This window comes from Campylobacter concisus, assembly GCF_003048905.1.
GTDB classification, from domain to species: domain Bacteria; phylum Campylobacterota; class Campylobacteria; order Campylobacterales; family Campylobacteraceae; genus Campylobacter_A; species Campylobacter_A concisus_V.
Map to the genome: position 1 here is coordinate 137,021 of NZ_PIRO01000002.1, position 16,925 is coordinate 153,945.

Annotated in this window: 18 protein-coding genes; 9 read left to right on the top strand and 9 right to left on the bottom strand. The window is 39.1% G+C overall.

Annotation, left to right across the window (positions count from 1 at the left end):
- Positions 1-42: 42 nt before the first annotated feature.
- From CVS95_RS06860 to CVS95_RS06870, 3 genes are all read left to right on the top strand, one after another.
- The gene (locus CVS95_RS06860) at positions 43-1,203 is read left to right on the top strand and encodes a toxin-antitoxin system YwqK family antitoxin (protein WP_234400042.1); all 1,161 of its coding nucleotides are present in this window, start codon (positions 43-45) and stop codon (positions 1,201-1,203) included.
- Positions 1,204-1,525: 322 nt separating this feature from the next.
- On the top strand, positions 1,526-2,920 hold the full coding sequence (dcuC, locus tag CVS95_RS06865; RefSeq protein ID WP_107696048.1) for a C4-dicarboxylate transporter DcuC: 1,395 nt from the start codon (positions 1,526-1,528) through the stop codon (positions 2,918-2,920).
- Positions 2,921-2,929: 9 nt separating this feature from the next.
- Entirely contained in the window at positions 2,930-4,657 is a 1,728-nt protein-coding gene (locus CVS95_RS06870) for a peptidase M3 (protein WP_107696049.1), read from the top strand.
- 9 nt (positions 4,658-4,666) lie between these two features.
- Here CVS95_RS06870 and CVS95_RS06875 read toward each other — a convergent pair whose 3' ends face one another.
- The 9 genes from CVS95_RS06875 to CVS95_RS06915 form a co-directional block, all read right to left on the bottom strand.
- Complete coding sequence (locus CVS95_RS06875; protein WP_107696050.1) at positions 4,667-5,089, bottom strand: Sua5 YciO YrdC YwlC family protein; 423 nt, start codon at positions 5,087-5,089, stop codon at positions 4,667-4,669.
- Positions 5,086-5,973 (bottom strand): DMT family transporter, encoded by an 888-nt coding sequence (locus CVS95_RS06880; RefSeq protein WP_107696051.1) that lies wholly within the window; start codon positions 5,971-5,973, stop codon positions 5,086-5,088. Before CVS95_RS06880 ends, CVS95_RS06875 begins: the two co-directional genes overlap by 4 nt.
- 5 nt (positions 5,974-5,978) lie before the next feature.
- Positions 5,979-6,656, bottom strand: a complete 678-nt coding sequence (locus tag CVS95_RS06885) for a DUF799 domain-containing protein (protein WP_107696052.1) — start codon at positions 6,654-6,656, stop codon at positions 5,979-5,981.
- A complete protein-coding gene (locus tag CVS95_RS06890) occupies positions 6,646-7,050 on the bottom strand; it encodes a DUF4810 domain-containing protein (protein ID WP_107696053.1) in 405 nt (134 codons plus the stop codon). The genes CVS95_RS06885 and CVS95_RS06890 overlap by 11 nt, the downstream gene beginning before the upstream one ends.
- Positions 7,035-7,703, bottom strand: coding sequence for a CsgG/HfaB family protein (locus tag CVS95_RS06895; RefSeq protein WP_107696054.1), 669 nt, complete (start codon positions 7,701-7,703; stop codon positions 7,035-7,037). Before CVS95_RS06895 ends, CVS95_RS06890 begins: the two co-directional genes overlap by 16 nt.
- Positions 7,704-7,750: 47 nt before the next feature.
- Positions 7,751-9,109: an MATE family efflux transporter gene (locus tag CVS95_RS06900; protein ID WP_107696055.1), complete on the bottom strand. Its 1,359-nt coding sequence runs from the start codon at positions 9,107-9,109 to the stop codon at positions 7,751-7,753.
- A 77-nt stretch (positions 9,110-9,186) separates the two neighbouring features.
- On the bottom strand, positions 9,187-10,518 hold the full coding sequence (locus CVS95_RS06905) for an acetyl-CoA carboxylase biotin carboxylase subunit (protein WP_107696056.1): 1,332 nt from the start codon (positions 10,516-10,518) through the stop codon (positions 9,187-9,189).
- Positions 10,518-10,964 (bottom strand): acetyl-CoA carboxylase biotin carboxyl carrier protein, encoded by a 447-nt coding sequence (accB, locus tag CVS95_RS06910; RefSeq protein WP_084041901.1) that lies wholly within the window; start codon positions 10,962-10,964, stop codon positions 10,518-10,520. The genes CVS95_RS06905 and accB overlap by 1 nt, the downstream gene beginning before the upstream one ends.
- Positions 10,965-11,073: 109 nt before the next feature.
- Entirely contained in the window at positions 11,074-11,916 is an 843-nt protein-coding gene (locus tag CVS95_RS06915) for a DUF3737 family protein (RefSeq protein ID WP_107696057.1), read from the bottom strand.
- 124 nt (positions 11,917-12,040) lie between these two features.
- On the opposite strand from CVS95_RS06915, the gene dcd reads away from it, so the two are divergent.
- The 6 genes from dcd (at position 12,041) to pseH (ending at position 16,922) form a co-directional block, all read left to right on the top strand.
- On the top strand, positions 12,041-12,601 hold the full coding sequence (gene dcd / locus CVS95_RS06920) for a dCTP deaminase (RefSeq protein WP_021091674.1): 561 nt from the start codon (positions 12,041-12,043) through the stop codon (positions 12,599-12,601).
- A gap of 217 nt (positions 12,602-12,818) precedes the next feature.
- The gene (pseB, locus tag CVS95_RS06925; protein WP_107696058.1) at positions 12,819-13,814 is read left to right on the top strand and encodes a UDP-N-acetylglucosamine 4,6-dehydratase (inverting); all 996 of its coding nucleotides are present in this window, start codon (positions 12,819-12,821) and stop codon (positions 13,812-13,814) included.
- On the top strand, positions 13,811-14,929 hold the full coding sequence (gene pseC, locus CVS95_RS06930; RefSeq protein WP_107696059.1) for a UDP-4-amino-4,6-dideoxy-N-acetyl-beta-L-altrosamine transaminase: 1,119 nt from the start codon (positions 13,811-13,813) through the stop codon (positions 14,927-14,929). Before pseB ends, pseC begins: the two co-directional genes overlap by 4 nt.
- On the top strand, positions 14,926-15,606 hold the full coding sequence (pseF, locus tag CVS95_RS06935) for a pseudaminic acid cytidylyltransferase (RefSeq protein ID WP_107696060.1): 681 nt from the start codon (positions 14,926-14,928) through the stop codon (positions 15,604-15,606). Before pseC ends, pseF begins: the two co-directional genes overlap by 4 nt.
- Positions 15,607-16,479: a UDP-2,4-diacetamido-2,4,6-trideoxy-beta-L-altropyranose hydrolase gene (gene pseG, locus CVS95_RS06940; protein ID WP_107696061.1), complete on the top strand. Its 873-nt coding sequence runs from the start codon at positions 15,607-15,609 to the stop codon at positions 16,477-16,479.
- Positions 16,464-16,922 carry a UDP-4-amino-4,6-dideoxy-N-acetyl-beta-L-altrosamine N-acetyltransferase gene (pseH, locus tag CVS95_RS06945; RefSeq protein ID WP_107696062.1) on the top strand — a complete coding sequence of 153 codons (459 nt, stop codon included), beginning with the start codon at positions 16,464-16,466 and terminating at the stop codon, positions 16,920-16,922. The genes pseG and pseH overlap by 16 nt, the downstream gene beginning before the upstream one ends.
- The last annotated feature ends 3 nt before the right edge of the window (positions 16,923-16,925 follow it).

Below are 16,925 nucleotides of genomic sequence, written 5' to 3' on the forward strand. Positions count from 1 at the left end.
ATTCAATTGGTGGTAATGCAATAAATTATAAGGATTAAATTTGTGAATTTTTTAGATATTAAAATTTTAAAATTCCTCCTCCTGCTCCCGCTTTTAGCGCTAGTCGTGCAAGCACTAGAGCCAAAAATCGTAATGAAGCCTGAAGCGAGCCTCAAAAACGGGCTTTACTACGTAAAAGGCAAGCTCTACGACGGCACGTTAAAGATGCTTCGCTACAGCGTCGAGGACCTATATGACGTAAATGCGATGGGCATGGTCTATCCGAGGCTAAAACCCCTGCCGCCCACGCTCATACGCGAGATAGACGTGCAGGGCGGCACGGCGATGCGATACAGGGACTATTTTGACGGTAGGGACAAACCCTCAAACGAATACCCCTTAAAAAACGGCATCCGCGAGGGCACGGCGAAGCACTACCACGCAGATAGCGGCGCTCTGATGGGCGAGAGCGAATACAAAAATGACGTCCGCGACGGGCGCTACCGCCGCTACTACTTTGACGAGGGCGGCGCGTTAAAGCAGGAGGGCACCTACAAGGCAGACAAGCGAGAGGGCGTATTTACCGACTATTACGTTAGCGGCGAGGTTAGCGCACGCAGCCCATACGCGGGCGGGCTTCGAAACGGCGAGGACTTCGACTACTACAAAAGCGGTAAAATTCGAGGCGTGCGAACCTACAAAGAGGGCAAGCGAGAGGGCGCGGAAACGTGGTACTACGAAAGCGGCACCGTGGAGGAGACGGGCGAATACAAAAATGACCGCAAAAACGGCGTTTGGAAGCGATTTTACGAAAACGGCAAAACGCGCGTGGTAGAAAATTACAAAGACGGCAAAAAGGATGGCGTCGCGCGCGAATATTACCCAAGCGGCAAGCTACGAGGCGAATACGAGTACAAAGACGGCCGCCAAACGGGCGCGGGTCTGGACTACTACGAGAGCGGGGCGCCGGCGGCAAAAGTAATGTTTAAAAACGGGCGCTATCACGGGCTATACGAGGAGTATCACGAAAACGGCAAGCTAAAAGCTAGAGTGATGTTTGAGGACGGGCTGGAGATCGGCGAGGCGCGCCACTACTACGCAAACGGAAAGCTCGAAGCCCTGGGTGAGTTTGAGCGCGGTAGGCTCATCCGCGCCAAAAAATACAACGAATCGGGTAAGCTAATCAGCGACAAGTCTGATAAAAACGGACTTCCGAGGGAGTAAATACTAAAATAAGTTGCTACTGGCATCATTTGAATTTTTACCAAACCAAATATTTGCATCTTTTATATTTTGAATATTTTAATTAGCTTTAAATCACACTACAATAGTCGCACTTAATATTAAAATTTTTATATTTATCTTTTGCATCTTAGTCATAAAAGCAGCAACCTCATTTATAAAATCAATAATATTTTTATAAATAAAAGCGAAATTTCAATATAACAAGTAGTATAATTGCAAGTATATAAATATTATTTTTTATACTTTAGTGTATTTTTGATTTTTGTATTCTGGTTTTTAAATATCTTAATAAGGAGCAAAAATGCATACTCTTGGTCTAATCATAGCCTTACTTACGCTTTTTGTTGTGGGCTGGGCGATTTTAAAAGGCAAATACGCCACTTTCGTGCTCTTACTCTCTGGCGTTATCATGCTTATCTCTTCGGTCATTCTTGATACGGGAAAATTTTTACCAGAAAAGGTAAAGAGCACTGGAAATTCATTGCTAGATGTAGTTGAGTTTATCCGCTATATGCTCTCAAATAATTTTTCACAACTTGGACTTTTAATCATGTTAATGGTCGGTTTTGCAAGTTATATGACTCATATCGGAGCAAATCAAGCCTTTGTGGGCATCGCCACAAAAAGGTTTAAAGCCATAAAAAGCCCATATTTTATGATATTCATAGCTTTTTGCGTAGCAAAACTTATAAGCATGGTCATAACCAGCGCAGTTGGGCTTGGCGTGCTTTGTCTTGCACTTCTTGGACCAGTTCTTATATCACTAGGGCTAAATAAACTAAGCGTTGGTAGTATTTGTGCGATGAGTGGAGCTAGCTCAATGGTACTTCTTGGCTCATCGACAGCTGCTGCTGCAAAAGCAACTGAACTTGAGGTGCTTGATTATGTTTTTATCTATAAAATTCCAGCGGCTCTTCCAACTGTGCTCGTGATCGGCATTGCATTAGTTCTTTGGAATAGATACTTAGACAAAAAAGAAGGTTGGGTTTGCAGCGAGCATATAGGAGAGAGCATTAGTTTTGACGATAAGGTGGATGTTCCAAAAGAGCAAGCACCTATGATCTATGCTCTTTTACCATTTTTACCGATGATTTTAGTAGTAGTTTTTTCGCCATATTGTTTAAAAACTATAAAATTAAACATATCAAGCGTCATAATCCTTTCTATGATAATTGCTATGGTATTTGAAGCATTTAGGCATAAATTTAGCTTTGAAAAGCTTGGCGAAGGGCTAAAAGTATTTTTTAATGCCATGGCAAAAAGCTTAAGTGGTGTTGTTATGCTAGTTGTAGCAGCTGGTATATTTGCTGAAGGGTTTAAAGCTCTTGGTATGCTTGATGCTATTGTAAATTTGGCAAAAAGCATAGGCTTTGGGGGACTTGGCATGTCTATACTTTTTGTATTTATAACAACCATCGTTACAATCATAGCTGGCTCAAATGGTGCAAGCTTTTATCCGCTTTTAAATATGGTGCCAAATATAGCCAAGAGTTTAAACATCAACTCTGTTATGCTCGTGCTTCCTATGCATCAAGCCTCCACAATAGCTAGACCACTTTCACCTGTCTCTGGCGTAGTGGTAGCCATTTCAGGCATGCTTCACATTAGCCCACTTTCGCTCATTAAAAGATGCAGCGTGCCAGCTATTTTAGGTCTTATAAGCCACCATATATTTGTATTTTTACTATCATTTTAAAGAGAAAATATGAGATGGAGCTTTGATGATTCTTATGTAGATTTTGATAGCGAAATTTTTACCTCATCGTTTGAAAATCTAAAAGCACAAAATGAAAATTTGGTTAAATTTTTAAACAATAGCGAGCTTACCAAAGCTATCATCTCATACGAAGAAGCATATAAAGAAGCAGCTAGCCTACTCGCATTTTGTCGTTGTAAAAGTAGCGATAATACAAAAGATGAGCTAGCTAGTAAATTTGAGCTAAAAATAAAAGAGCAAAAAGCTAGACTTGATACAGTAAAGGAGATACTTTTTGATAAATTTGATAGCCTAAAAAATGATGATAAAATTTTTCAAAGCGCTCATTTTAAACATATAAAATTTCTATATTTAGAGCATAAAAATAGCAAGAGCAAAATACGAAAAAAGAGTGAAAGAGATTTTTTTGCAAATTTAGCACTCACAAATTTTTTCCCACTTTTTGCAAATTTTAGACATCTAAATAATTTAATAAATATCTCTGCTGCCAATAAAAATGCAAATACACAAAGCTATAATCTTGCAAAATGTATGGGTATATTAAAAGGATCAGGCGATGAAGTTTTACGCAAAAATGTGTTTGATGCTCTGAGTTCTCACTATGATAAATTTGCCGATCTTTATCTTGATATCTTAAATATGCTTCATGGATTTAGACTGGCTAAATTTAAGGCAGCAAAAGTTGATTTTTTAACTCCAAGCCTTGAAGAAAATAAAATGAGCCTTGACACTTTAAACGCTATGCAAGAAGCCATTAGCAAAAGAGTGGAAAAAATAAGAGAATGCGTAAGAGTAAGAGCTAGCTTTTTAGGTGGCAAAAGCATGAGAAGTTGCGATCTTTTGGCACCTTATCCACTTAGCAAGCATCATGAAATTTCTCATGACGAGGCTATTAAAATCATCAAAAAAGCATTAAAACCACTGGATGAAGATAGTTTTATCAAGCTTATGATAGACAAACACTGGATAGAAAGCGATGTACGAGAAAATAAAGCTGGCGGAGCATTTTTTGTGAGTTTGCCAAAATTTAAGCAACCAAGAATTTTTACCACCTACATGAATACTCTTTCACACTTAATCCAGCAAGCTCATGAGCTTGGGCATGCTTGGCACTACTACTTGATGCGTGATCTTCCAGTTTTAAGCGCAAACTTTCCAATGAGCTTGGCCGAGAGCGCGAGTACATTTAATGAAACTCTTTTACGAAATGAGCTAAAAAAAGATGACTCACTTAGGGTAGAAATTTTATGGCAGGAGCTAAAAAGCGCTGCAAATTTTTTACTTCATATAAGCGTTAGATACGAGTTTGAAACTGGTTTTTTAAAACTGCGACAAAAGGGTCAAGTCAGCAAAAAAGATGCGAGCGATCTTTTAAAACAAGCTTGGGATAAATTTTATAAAGACAGCACGAGCGATGTTGAAGAATTTTTGCCATATTTTAAGCCACATTTTTATAAAACAGATAACTACATTTACAACTATCCTTATAGTGTCGGTTATTTGCTATCACAATTTTTTCTAAGTGAGTTTAAAAAAGACGAAGCAAAATTTTGCAAAATTTATAAACAGTTTTTAATAGAGTGTGGCACAAAAAGCGTGGAAGAACTAATAAAAAAACACTTTAAAAAAGATACGACAAAGTGCGAATTTTGGCTGATTGGCATAGATGAAGCGCTAAAAAATTTAGATGAGTTTAAAAAGGTAGTGACCGTATAAATTCACTAGTTATCTTAAACGTTTTATCTTTTTTCGAGAAATTTTATAAATTTTTGATGGTGTATCTTCGAAAAAATGATCATCTACTATTTCATCAGCCACGCTCATAGCCCAAGCTTCATTAAAATTTTGTCCATTTTTGTTTGCACTGCTTGAATAAAGCCAGTCAAATTTAGCTAAAAATTTTTCGTGCTCACACTCTTTTACGACTCTAATAGCCTTTAAATTTGGATACAAAAATGTGGCTTTTCTTGAACGGCGTATAAAATTTTTATACTTTTTTGGCACTCTAACAAGCTCGTTTAAAACGCTAAATTTCGCCGTAGTGATAAGGCAAGGTTTATTTTCATCACGCATTTTGGCTCTATTTATCTCTTTATAATCTTTACTCAAAAAGCCAGCTGTCGTATCGGTTTGTGCTAGAAATATCATAATTTTTCTCTTTTTGATAGTAAAAATATACAAGAGATTATTAGAACAAATCCTAAAAAATCCCAAAATACAAATTTTGTTCCAAGCCAAAAGTAGCCAAAAAATGCTGCGCTTAGTGGTTCTATGCAGGCTAATAAACTAGCTTTTGCTGCTCCTATAAGCTTAACACCTATCATATAAAAGCTAAATGCAAAAATGGTGCCAAGCGTAATAACAGCAATAAATGCCAGCCATTGATTTATACCATTAAGCCCAGTAAAATCCCAAACTCTCATATAGCAAGCAAGCACTGCTCCACCCATAACCATGCCCCAGCCAAGCGTGAGAGTGACTGAATATTTCGTATTTAGCCTTGCTGGAGCAAGATTATAAACACAAACGCAAATAGCGCTAACTAAGCACCAAAACAAGGCCTTTGGCGAAATGACAAGAGATGAAATTTGAGCATGTGTGCTTAGGAAAAATACGCCAAGCATGGCTAAAAATAGAGCTAAAATTTCAAGTTTTCTTGGGACGCGTTTTTCTTTTATGCAAATGACCATTAAAATTAAAGCAGGAGCGGTGTATTGAATAACAGTCGCAACTGCGGCATTTGAAAGCTCGATGGAGTAAAAGTAGGCATACTGCGTCATCATAAGCCCAAGCAAGGCATAAACTAAAAACTCACCAAGTAGCTTTATATCTTTAATCGGAGTAAAAACGGCACTTGGTTCTTTAAAAGCATAAAAAATCACAATAACAATGCCAGCTAGCATCAGTCTATATGGCACCAAAAAATCAGAATTTATACCAAGTGAAAATAGATACTGCCCACAAACCCCACTAAATCCCCAAAGGATACCGCCAATTAAAGTAAGGAGTATCCCAAGACGATGAGTATTCATTAAATTTATCTATCTTTATGAAGCTGTGCATCTTTGCCGTAATACGGCGAATAAGGCCCATAAAGTATGCAGTTATGGCAATTTCTTGAAAATAAATAAGCATCTGCCATCACTGCTAGATCGTATGATCTATCTGAGATGGTATTTGCCACCTGTGAGATGACGGCTGAGACTAACATACCAAGTAGGCTACTTTGGCCACTGCTGCTATCTTCTGCTGCCATAGCACTGCCTTGCCAAAGAGTAGCGCCACTTTTTATATCAATAAGCTTTGCTTCAAGGACAACCTTTGTTGAGCTTGAGATAACCGCATAGCTCGTGCCATAATCTTTTATGTTTATGTAAAGCACACTATCAGCATGAAAAATTTTATCAAGCTTATTTAGTGGCACGGCTGCGATCTCACTTGGCTCGGTTATACCATTTAGCTTAAAGGTATCATTTACAAGAGCCACTGGAAATACGTAGTATCCTGCCTCACTTAGTGGTGCGACTGCATTTGCTAAAACAGCAGCTGGACCTGAAATTTCTGTACTATCGTTTGTTGGCATAAGCACTAAGATAGAGTGAGGTCTTTTTTGTAAAAATTCTGAGTAGTCGTATGGCTCAGGCTCTTTTATAGAGCAGCCCGTAAAAAATACTACCAAAAATATAGTGGCTATAAATTTTAGGCTATTTTTCATTATTTGCCCCCTCTTTTTGCTCTACTTTTTTTGGAGTCAAATTTTTAGAGCCTTTGATGAAATTTATATACTCCCTTGACTCTGGGAAATTCTCTACTTCTTTGTCAAAATTTGCATTTGCAGCGCCTAAATTTCCGTTATTTAAGTATAAAAGTCCAAGGTGTGCGTATACGCCAGGAGCGATCTTATAGCCCTTTTGTATTGATATCTGCACCAAATTTTCTAAGCGTGAAATCTGCTCGTTTGTATCGCCCTCTTCATTTAGATAACTATATAGCGAGCTGCTATATGATCCGTCCCAATAATAAATTGATCTTGGGCCGTTTGAATGACCGCAACCCGCTAAAAATAGCACAAAAAGCACGAGGCCGGCAAGCTTTATTTTACTTGCCATGCTCCACTTTCTATGCCATTTACTAGATTATTTACCGCTTCAATAATAGCTAGACTTAAAACCTTGCCATTTAGCGTAGAGTCGTATCCTGCTGTGCCGCCAAAGCCTATGATCTCTCTGTTTGAAAGGGTGTATTCGCCAGCACCGCTAACCGAATAGACAACCTCAGCTGTTTTGGTATCAACGATATTTAAATTTACCTTTGAATAGGCAGTTTGTTGCTTGCCTTTGCCAAGTATGCCAAATAGCTGATGATCACCCGTAGTTTTTCGTCCAAACTCGGTTACATCACCGGTTATCACGTATCTTGCGCCTTTTAGATTTTGAACGGTTTTACTTAGCTCGCTCTCTTGTTTGATCACTTTCATATTTGATCTATCAAGCACCAAAAATCTACCACTTTGCTGTAAATTTGTGATCAAAATGCTTTGAGCTTGGTTACCAAGCCTATCCTCGCCATCAGCAAATATACCATTTTGGTAAGCTGATTGATTATTAAATCGACCTATCGAAACTGAAATTTTTTGACCATTGTAAACTGTGCCATAGCTTGCTACTTTTGGAGTCTCAACAACCCTTGAGCTCTCACTCGCACATCCAGCAAAAAGAGCTGCCGTAAGCAAAACTGCACCAATTTTAAATACATTTTTCATTTTTTATCCTTTGCGACAAAATCGCTTGTATATTACTAAATTTCTTTTTAAATAGCTTTAAATTTCATCCATGTGCCTTTTAAGTATCTAATAGTAAAAAGCACCGCCTTTACAGCCCAGTCAGCAAACATTGCAAACCAAGTACCTATCATACCAAGATCAAATGTAAGTGCAAAGACATAGGCCAAGATGACTCTACAAGCAAACATACAAACTAAATTTACAATCATCGGATATTTAGCATCCCCTGCAGCACGAAAAACGGTCGGATATGTGTAGGCAAGTGGCCAAATAAGACACATAGCGATACCGTGATACCAGACGATCTGCCTTGTTAATTTTATGGCTTCTTCTGAGAGATTATAAACAAGAAGCAATGGCTCAAGTAAAAGCAAAATTACTGTTGTGCTAAAAAGCTGGACAATATAGATGCTTATCATCGATTTTTTTACGTAAAATTTAGCCTGAGCAAAGTCGTTTGCGCCAACGCACCTTGAGATAACTACACTAAGTCCTGTGCCTATCGCCATGCCAGGGAGCACTTGAAACATCACGATCGTCCCTCCCACGGCATTTGCAGCGATACTTGCCGTGCCAAAAAGTGAAACAAGGCTCAAAACGATGATGCGACCCACATAAAACATCGAATTTTCAAAGCCATAAGGTACACCGATATTTAAAATTTTCTTGATGATCTCATAGTCAAATTTATAGATAAAGCTCTTTCTTATGTGAAGTTTTAGCCTTATATCAAGAAGCAAATAGACTATAACAAAGCAAGCAAGCATCTTGGCTATAAGCGTACTGATGGCAATACCTAAAATACCAGTATGAAATGTATAAATACTAATGGCAGTGAGCAATACGTTTAATAAATTTGCAGCTGCCATAATATACATAGGCAGCTTTGCGTTTGACATCGTGCGAAAGATCGCCGCAGCTGCTGCATAGACAGCCAAAAATGGTGCAGAAATAGCTGAGAAAACAAGATAGTGGCTAGCATCATGCCTTACTTGCTCACCAATATCGCCAAAGACGTAATCTAGGATAATATCTTTTAAAACTATGATGACCACTGCGATAAAAAGGGCAAAGATAAAACTAAACCAAACGAGCTGATTTGCTGTGATTTTGGCATTGCCACTTTGTTTATTGCCTAGATACTGGCTAGCAACCACTGAGCCGCCAGTAGCGATAGCTGTAAAAATGCTAATAAATAGCGCCATGACAAATTCCACAAGACTAATCGCACTTACAGCGCTTTCACTAACACTTGCTGCCATTAGCGAGTTTGCAAGCCCTAGACTATACTCTAAAAACTGCTCAACCGCAATAGGGAAAAATAGCTTTGCAAGATCGGCATTTGAGAAAAATTTTGTATTTTGATCTTTGATTTTGTTTACCATGCTTCCCCTAAGATAAACTTAAAAAAATTTAATTTTTAAGTCAAGATCTGCTTTTTGCAAATCCTGACTTAAAATTTTTAGTGTCTTGAAAGATAATTTGTATCGTAGTTATTGCTTAAAAAGTCTTTGTTTTCCATCATAGCGATGTGAAAATCTTTTGTTGTTTTGATGCCATTTATTATGAGCTGATCAAGAGCTACTTTCATCTTATGGATCGCCCTATTTCTATCAGTGTCCCAAACCACAAGTTTGCCGATCATACTATCGTAATACGGCGGTATCGAGTAGTCTTGATAGATATGGCTATCCATTCTTACATTGCGGCCACCTGGGCAGACATATTTTGTGATCTTTCCAGGACACGGCGTAAATGTATTTGGATCTTCAGCTGTTATCCTGCACTCGATCGCATGACCTTTTAGCTCAATGCTCTCTTGTGATGGTAGTGTCTCGCCTTCAGCCACTTTTATCATAAGCTCGATAATATCAAGTCCGCTTACCATTTCGCTCACTGTGTGTTCAACTTGAAGTCTTGTATTCATCTCAATGAAATAAAAGTCTAAATTTTTATCAACCAAAAACTCAAACGTACCAGCTCCCTCGTAGCCGATCGCTTTTGCCGCCTTTATGGCAGTTTCGTGAAGTCTCTCTCTTGTCTTTTCGTCAAGCAGAATAGCTGGACTCTCTTCGATCAGCTTTTGGTGGCGACGCTGCATAGAGCAATCACGCTCACCGATATGAAGCACATTGCCATGGCTATCGCCAATTACTTGAACTTCGATGTGGCGTGGGTTTAGGATATATTTTTCCATATACATTGTGCCATCGCCAAATGCACTCATCGCCTCGCTCTCAGCAGACCAAAATGCTTTTTCTAAATCAGCCTCTTTTTCAACCACGCGCATACCACGTCCGCCACCACCTGCTGCAGCTTTTAATATGACTGGATAGCCTATCTTTTTAGCTAACTCTTTTGCTGCTTTTGTGTCAGCCACAGCACCGTCTGAGCCAGGTATGACTGGTACGCCAGCTCTTTGCATGACTTGCTTTGCCTTACTTTTATCACTCATTAAAGCCATTGCAGCGACACTTGGTCCTATAAATTTGATCTTGTGGTGTGAGCAAATTTCAACAAAATTTTGATTTTCACTTAGAAAGCCATAACCAGGAAAAATAGCGTCTGCTTCGCTGATCTCAGCTGCACTTATGATAGCTGGGATATTTAGATAGCTGTCGCTTGAGCGCTCTTTGCCGATGCAAATGGCTACGTCGGCATATTTTACGTAAAGTGCGTCTTTATCAGCGGTTGAATAGACTACAACGGCTTCTTTACCCATCTCCTTTATCGTTCGCAAAGCACGAAGGGCGATCTCGCCTCGGTTTGCGATTAAAATTCTTTTTAATTCCATTAATTTTTCTCCACGCCAAATAACGGCAATCCAAACTCAACTGGCTGTCCGTCAGAGACTAGCATCTCAGTGATCTGGCAGTCAAACTCAGCCTCGATCTCGTTCATTATCTTCATAGCCTCGATGATGCCTACTACATCGCCTTTTCTTACTCTTTGACCTACTTTTACAAATGGAGCGGCACCTGGGCTTGGAGCGGCATAGAAAGTACCTACCATAGGAGATTTTATGCTATCTTTTGGCGAGTTTGCAGCTGGTTTTACCTCTGAATTAACGACTACATTTACAGGTGCTGGAGCTGGTGCTTGTGCTGCTGGTTTAGCAGGCGCGCAATAATCTGAAAATTTTTCAAGCTCTACCTCAAAATCACCACTTTTTATTTTGATATGATTCATCTCCATATCATTAAAAAATTCGATAAGCTCTTTTATATCTTCTTTTTTCATAGAAATTTCTCCTAAATTTTTATATAAGCGTCTAATTGTAGCGAAAATTAGATAAAAAATTTTTTTATGAAGCAAAAACGGGAACTCAAAGTTACTCTTTTTTGCTAAGTTATTTTTCAGTAATAATTATCTTAATACCTTTAGTATCCACTAAACTTTCATCGATGATGATCTCATCTATCTTTGCTGCTCTTATCACGCCACTTTTTGGATTTTTTATGCTTTTTATCGCTCCGCTTGTGCTTACATCGACACTTGAGTACTCAAACGCAAGACTCGTATCCATAAAAATGCAATCTTTTACGACCAAATTTTCCACGTAACAAAGTGCTTGCAAGCTCTTTATCGTGCAGTTTACAAGTGTCACATTTTTTGAGTTCCAAGCTAGATATTCGCCTGAGATTAGGCAGTTTTGCGCGATCACATTTTCGCAGTTCCAAAATGCATCTTTTGAAATGAGCTTTGAGTTTGTGATGCAAAGATTTTTGCAACTATCAAAGCAGTAGTTGCCGTCTAAGCTTAGCCCGTCAACCTCTAAATTTTCGCTATTTGCCCCGAAGTAATCCCCTTTTGCAAAGACATTTTTTATCTTCACATCCGTGCATCCCCAAAGTGTTTCACTAGCATCTGAAAAATTTATATTTTCTAGCGAAATTTGCGAGCTTTTTCTAAAGCTTTTTGGAGCATTGATGACCACGCCTTTGAAGCTTAAATTTGCGCTGTACCACATGCCAGCCCTTGCTAGAGACTCCAAGTATCCGCCATTTAGCGTGATATCATTTGCGTACCAAAGTGGATATTTGTAGGCAAAAACGCACTCATTTAGCTTTAAATTTGAGCTGTGTTTTAGCGGCGACTCGCCATCTTCAAAGATACAGTTTGTAAAATTTATACTTTTTGCCCCAAACATTGCACGCTCGCCAGTAAAAATTTCTGCATTTCTCTCTTGCATTTTTGCCCCTTTATTAATTTTTACTGTTAAATTTATACTAATTTCCTTAAATTTTATTGCAAAATGCCATTAAATTTACTTTAAAGACGCAAAGCGTTATAATCTCCGTCAAAAAGGAGCAAAAATGGGCTTAAAATCAGACTCTTGGATAAGAAAAATGTCGGTTGAGAAAAATATGATAGTGCCATTTGCCGAGGAGCAGGTGGGTCGCGGCGTGGTGAGCTACGGAGTATCTAGCTACGGCTACGATATCCGCGTGGGCGACGAGTTTAAAATTTTTACAAACATCGGCGGAACCGTAGTCGATCCGAAAAATTTCGATGAAAAAAACGTGGTAGACTTTAAAGGCGATGTCTGCATCGTACCACCAAATTCATTCGCTCTAGCGCGCACTATCGAGTACTTTAACATGCCAGATAACGTACTAGCCATCTGCCTTGGTAAAAGCACATATGCAAGGTGCGGCATCATCGTAAACGTCACGCCTTTTGAGCCGGGATTTAAGGGGCATATCACGATAGAAATTTCAAACACGACGCCACTTCCTGCAAAAATTTATGCGAACGAAGGCATCGCGCAGGTGCTATTTATCGAGGGCGATGAGCCTTGCGAGGTAACCTATGCTGATAAAAATGGTAAATACCAAGCCCAAGAAGGCATCACACTGCCAAGAATTTTGAAGTAATTTTTATGCCTTTGCGATTTTGCAAAGGCTAAATTTAAATACTGCTTTTATAATTTCCTCTAAACATTAATTAAAATTTGACGAAATAGAATCTAGAAAGGTAAAAACTTTTGTAATAAATTTTAAAATTTTGGCATAGCTTTTGCTTAAATTTTTATAAAATACAATTTAGATTTAGCTATTTATACCCCAAAAATAGTTAGTAAAGGGCGCAATAATGTTTAATGATAAATCAATACTAATTACCGGCGGAACAGGAAGTTTTGGTAAAAAATACACCGAAATTTTGTTAAAAAAATACAAGCCAAGAAGGCTAGTAATCTACTCACGCGATGAGCTAAAACAATACGAAATGGCCCAAATGTTTAAAGACAAGGCTATGCGCTTTTTCATCGGCGACGTGAGGGACTATAAGCGCTTAAGAACCGCGATGAATGGCATAGACTATGTCATCCACGCAGCTGCGATGAAACACGTACCAATCGCAGAATATAACCCAATGGAGTGCATCAAAACAAACATTGACGGCGCTCAAAACGTCATCGACGCCTCTTTGGAGTGTGGCGTTAGCAAGGTAATCGCTCTCTCAACTGACAAGGCGTGCAACCCTGTAAATTTATACGGAGCTACAAAACTGGCCAGCGATAAGCTCTTTGTCGCTGCAAATAACATTGTTGGAGATAAAAAGACAAGATTTAGCGTCGTAAGATATGGAAACGTCGTTGGCTCTCGTGGCTCAGTCGTACCACTCTTTAAAAAACTGATCGCGCAAGGCGAAAAAGAGCTTCCTATCACACATGAGAAGATGACAAGATTTTGGATCACGCTTGAACAAGGTGTAAATTTCGTCCTTAAAAATTTTGAGAGGATGAAAGGTGGCGAAATTTTCATACCAAAGATCCCATCTATGACGATGGTCGATCTTGCAAAAGCCCTTGCACCAGACCTTGGCGTCAAGATCATAGGCATTCGCCCAGGAGAAAAGATGCATGAGATGATGATCTCAAGAGATGATGCGCATCTTACATACGAATTTGATGATTACTACGTTATTAGTCCATCTATCCAGTTTTTAACAGCGCAGGACTTCTCGACAAATGCTCTTCATCAAAAGGGCAAACCAGTGAGCGAGGACTTTGAATATAGCTCAAATACAAATAAAATTTGGCTAGATAGAGCAGGTCTTCTTGAGATGATAGGAGATGCTAAATGATCCCTTACAGCCGTCAGCAGATCACAGAAGAGGATATAAAGGCGGTCACAGATGCCTTAAAAGATGACATCTTAACAGGTGGCCAAAAGGTCAGTAAATTTGAAGAGGAGCTGGCAAGCTATGTTGGCGTAAAGCATGTTGTCATCATGAACTCAGCCACTTCGGCACTTCATGTAGCCTATCTAAGCCTTGGCGTAAAAGACGGCGATGAAGTGATCACGACACCTATCACCTTTGCAGCCACTGCAAATGCGGCTTTGATGGCAGGAGCACAGGTTAAATTTTGCGACGTAAAAGCAAATGGCAACATCGATGAAGAAAAAATTCCAGCTCTTATCACACCAAAAACAAAGGTGATAACTGCGGTTGATTACGGTGGTAATCCAGTGGAGCTAGATAAGATCATAAATTTAGCCAAAAAACACGGCATAAAAGTGATAGACGACGCCTCTCACGCCCTTGGTAGCGTGCAAAATGGCGTAAAAGTGGGCGTTAAGGCTGATATTAGCATATTTAGCTTTCACCCTGTAAAGCCTATCACCACGCTTGAGGGCGGCGCACTTGCCACAAACGACGATGAGCTAGCAAGACTTGCAAGGCTATATAGAAGCCACGGCATCGCTAAAACAAAGCTTTGGGATAGCGACATGAGCCTGCTTGGATACAACTACAGGATAACAGACGTGGCCTGCGCTTTGGGGCTTAGCCAGCTAAAAAGGCTGGACGGCTTTATCGCCAAAAGAAATGAGATAGCTAAATTTTATGATGAGAAATTTAGCGGGTGTGAATATTTTAAAACTATAAAAATCCCAGCAAATACAACTAGTTCAAGGCACCTATATCCAGTGCTTTTGGATGAGAAATTTTGGGATAAAAAAGAGCAAATTTTTGAAGCACTCTTGCAAAAAGGCGTTGGCGTGCAGGTACACTATAAGCCAACATATAAATTTAGCTTTTATAAAGCGCTTCTAGGCGAAATTTCACTGCCAAATGCGGAGAAATTTTATAGCGCTGAGCTTAGCATCCCATGCCATCACGGCATGAACGTGGATGATGCTAAATTTGTAGCTAGCACGCTTTTTGATGTGCTAAAAAGCTTTAGTGAGCAAAAATGATCTGCATCATCCCAGCAAGAGGCGGCAGCAAGAGAATACCTGGCAAAAATATCAAAGACTTTTTAGGCAAGCCTTTAATCGCATATAGCATCGAGGCCGCGCTAAATTCTAAAGTTTTTAACGAAGTGATCGTAAGCACCGATGACGAAATGATCACAAATGTGGCTATAGAATTTGGAGCTAGCGTGCCATTTTTTAGAGATGCGAGCCTAAGCGATGACTACGCGACAAGCACTGACGTGATAAAAGACGCGATAGGGCGCGTAAATTCTAGCTTTAGTGACGTCTGCTGTCTTTACGCGACAGCGCCGCTTATAACGGCTGAAATTTTAAAAGAGGCCGCAGGAGAGTTTAAAAAGCATGAGTGTAAATTTTTATTTTCAGCAACTGCGTTTGATTTTCCTATACAAAGGGCGATAAAACTTGATGAAAACACTAGAGTTAGCATGTTTTACCCGCAGTTTGAAAAGACGCGCTCGCAAGATCTTGAGCCTGCGTTTCATGACGCTGGGGCATTTTATTTTGGCAAAAAAGAGGCTTGGCTGGAGTGTAGTGCTTTGTTTGCGCCACACTCAAAGGCGTATTTGCTGCCAAGAAATTTAGTCTGTGACATCGACACGATAGAGGATTTTGAGTTTGCTAAAAAGCTTTATTTGATAAATAATGGAAAGATTTGATTGAAAGAATTTAAAGGACTCCCACTGCTAAAAACGCTCGTGCGCGCTGATAGTAGCAGCAAGATAGGGCATGGGCACATCAGGCGAGACCTTTTGCTTGCTAAAAAATTTAGCGACATCTCATTTGCATCTTTAAGGCTTGAAGGTGACATTTTTGATGAGATAAACTACCCCAAATTTACCCTAAGAAGTGGCGAGATAGATGAGCTTTGTGAGCTTATAAAAGATAATAAATTTGAACTTCTCATCATCGACCACTACGGCTTTAGCTTTGAAGATGAAAGAGCTATAAAAGAAAAAACTGGCGTTAAAATTTTATCATTTGACGACACTTACGAGAAACATTTTGCAGACTACATTTTAAACGTAAATTTATATGCGCAAAAGGTAAGATATGAGAGGCTTGTAGAAAAAGGTTGTAAGGTATTTTGCGGAAGTGAGTTTTTGCTAGTTAGAGATGAGTTTTATGAAGAAGCACAGGTAAAAAGGGAGAAAATTTACGACTACGCTATCATTCTTGGAGGCACTGATATCTCAGGACTAAGTGCTAAAATTTCAGAAAAACTGCTTCTTAAAAAGCTAAAAACAGCCGTCATAACAACTAGCGGAAATAAAAATTTAAGCGCCCTAAAAGAGCTATCAAGCAAGAGCGAAAATTTTAACCTTTTTGTAGATAGCAAAAGCGTAGCAAGGCTGATGAATGAAGCCAAAATGCTCATCATAACAGCAAGCTCACTTGTAAATGAAGCTTACGTTTTGGGAGCCAAATTTAAAGCCATTTGCGTAGCGGATAATCAAAAAGAGATCTTTGCTTGGCTAAAAGAAAATGGATATGAAGCTTACTGGGGAGATGAAATTTGCTTGAGCTTATAAATTTTACCTCGCTTAATGGCGAGCAAAAGCTGATGGTGTTAAAGTGGCGAAACGACGAGCGGATAGCTAAATTTATGAAAAATAAAAGCGTTGGCAAAGAGGAGCATTTTGCTTTTTTAGAGAGATTAAAGAGCATTCAAGATAAGATTTATTTTCTAGTAAAAGATGAGAGCGAATTTATCGGAGTGATAAGCTTTGTTGATATTACGAAAGAAAGTTGTGAATTTGGCGTTTATAAAAATCCGGAGCTAAGAGGCGTGGGTAAAAAACTGCTTGATCTCATAAAAAACTACGCTTTTTTTACATTAGAGGTTGGCTCGCTAAAGGCAAAAGCTTATAATAACAACGAAAAAGCGCTCGCACTTTATAAAAATTTTGGCTTTAGGATCTATGCAAAAGATGGTGAATTTAGCTATCTTGAGCTTAAAAATAAAACGGACTAACGG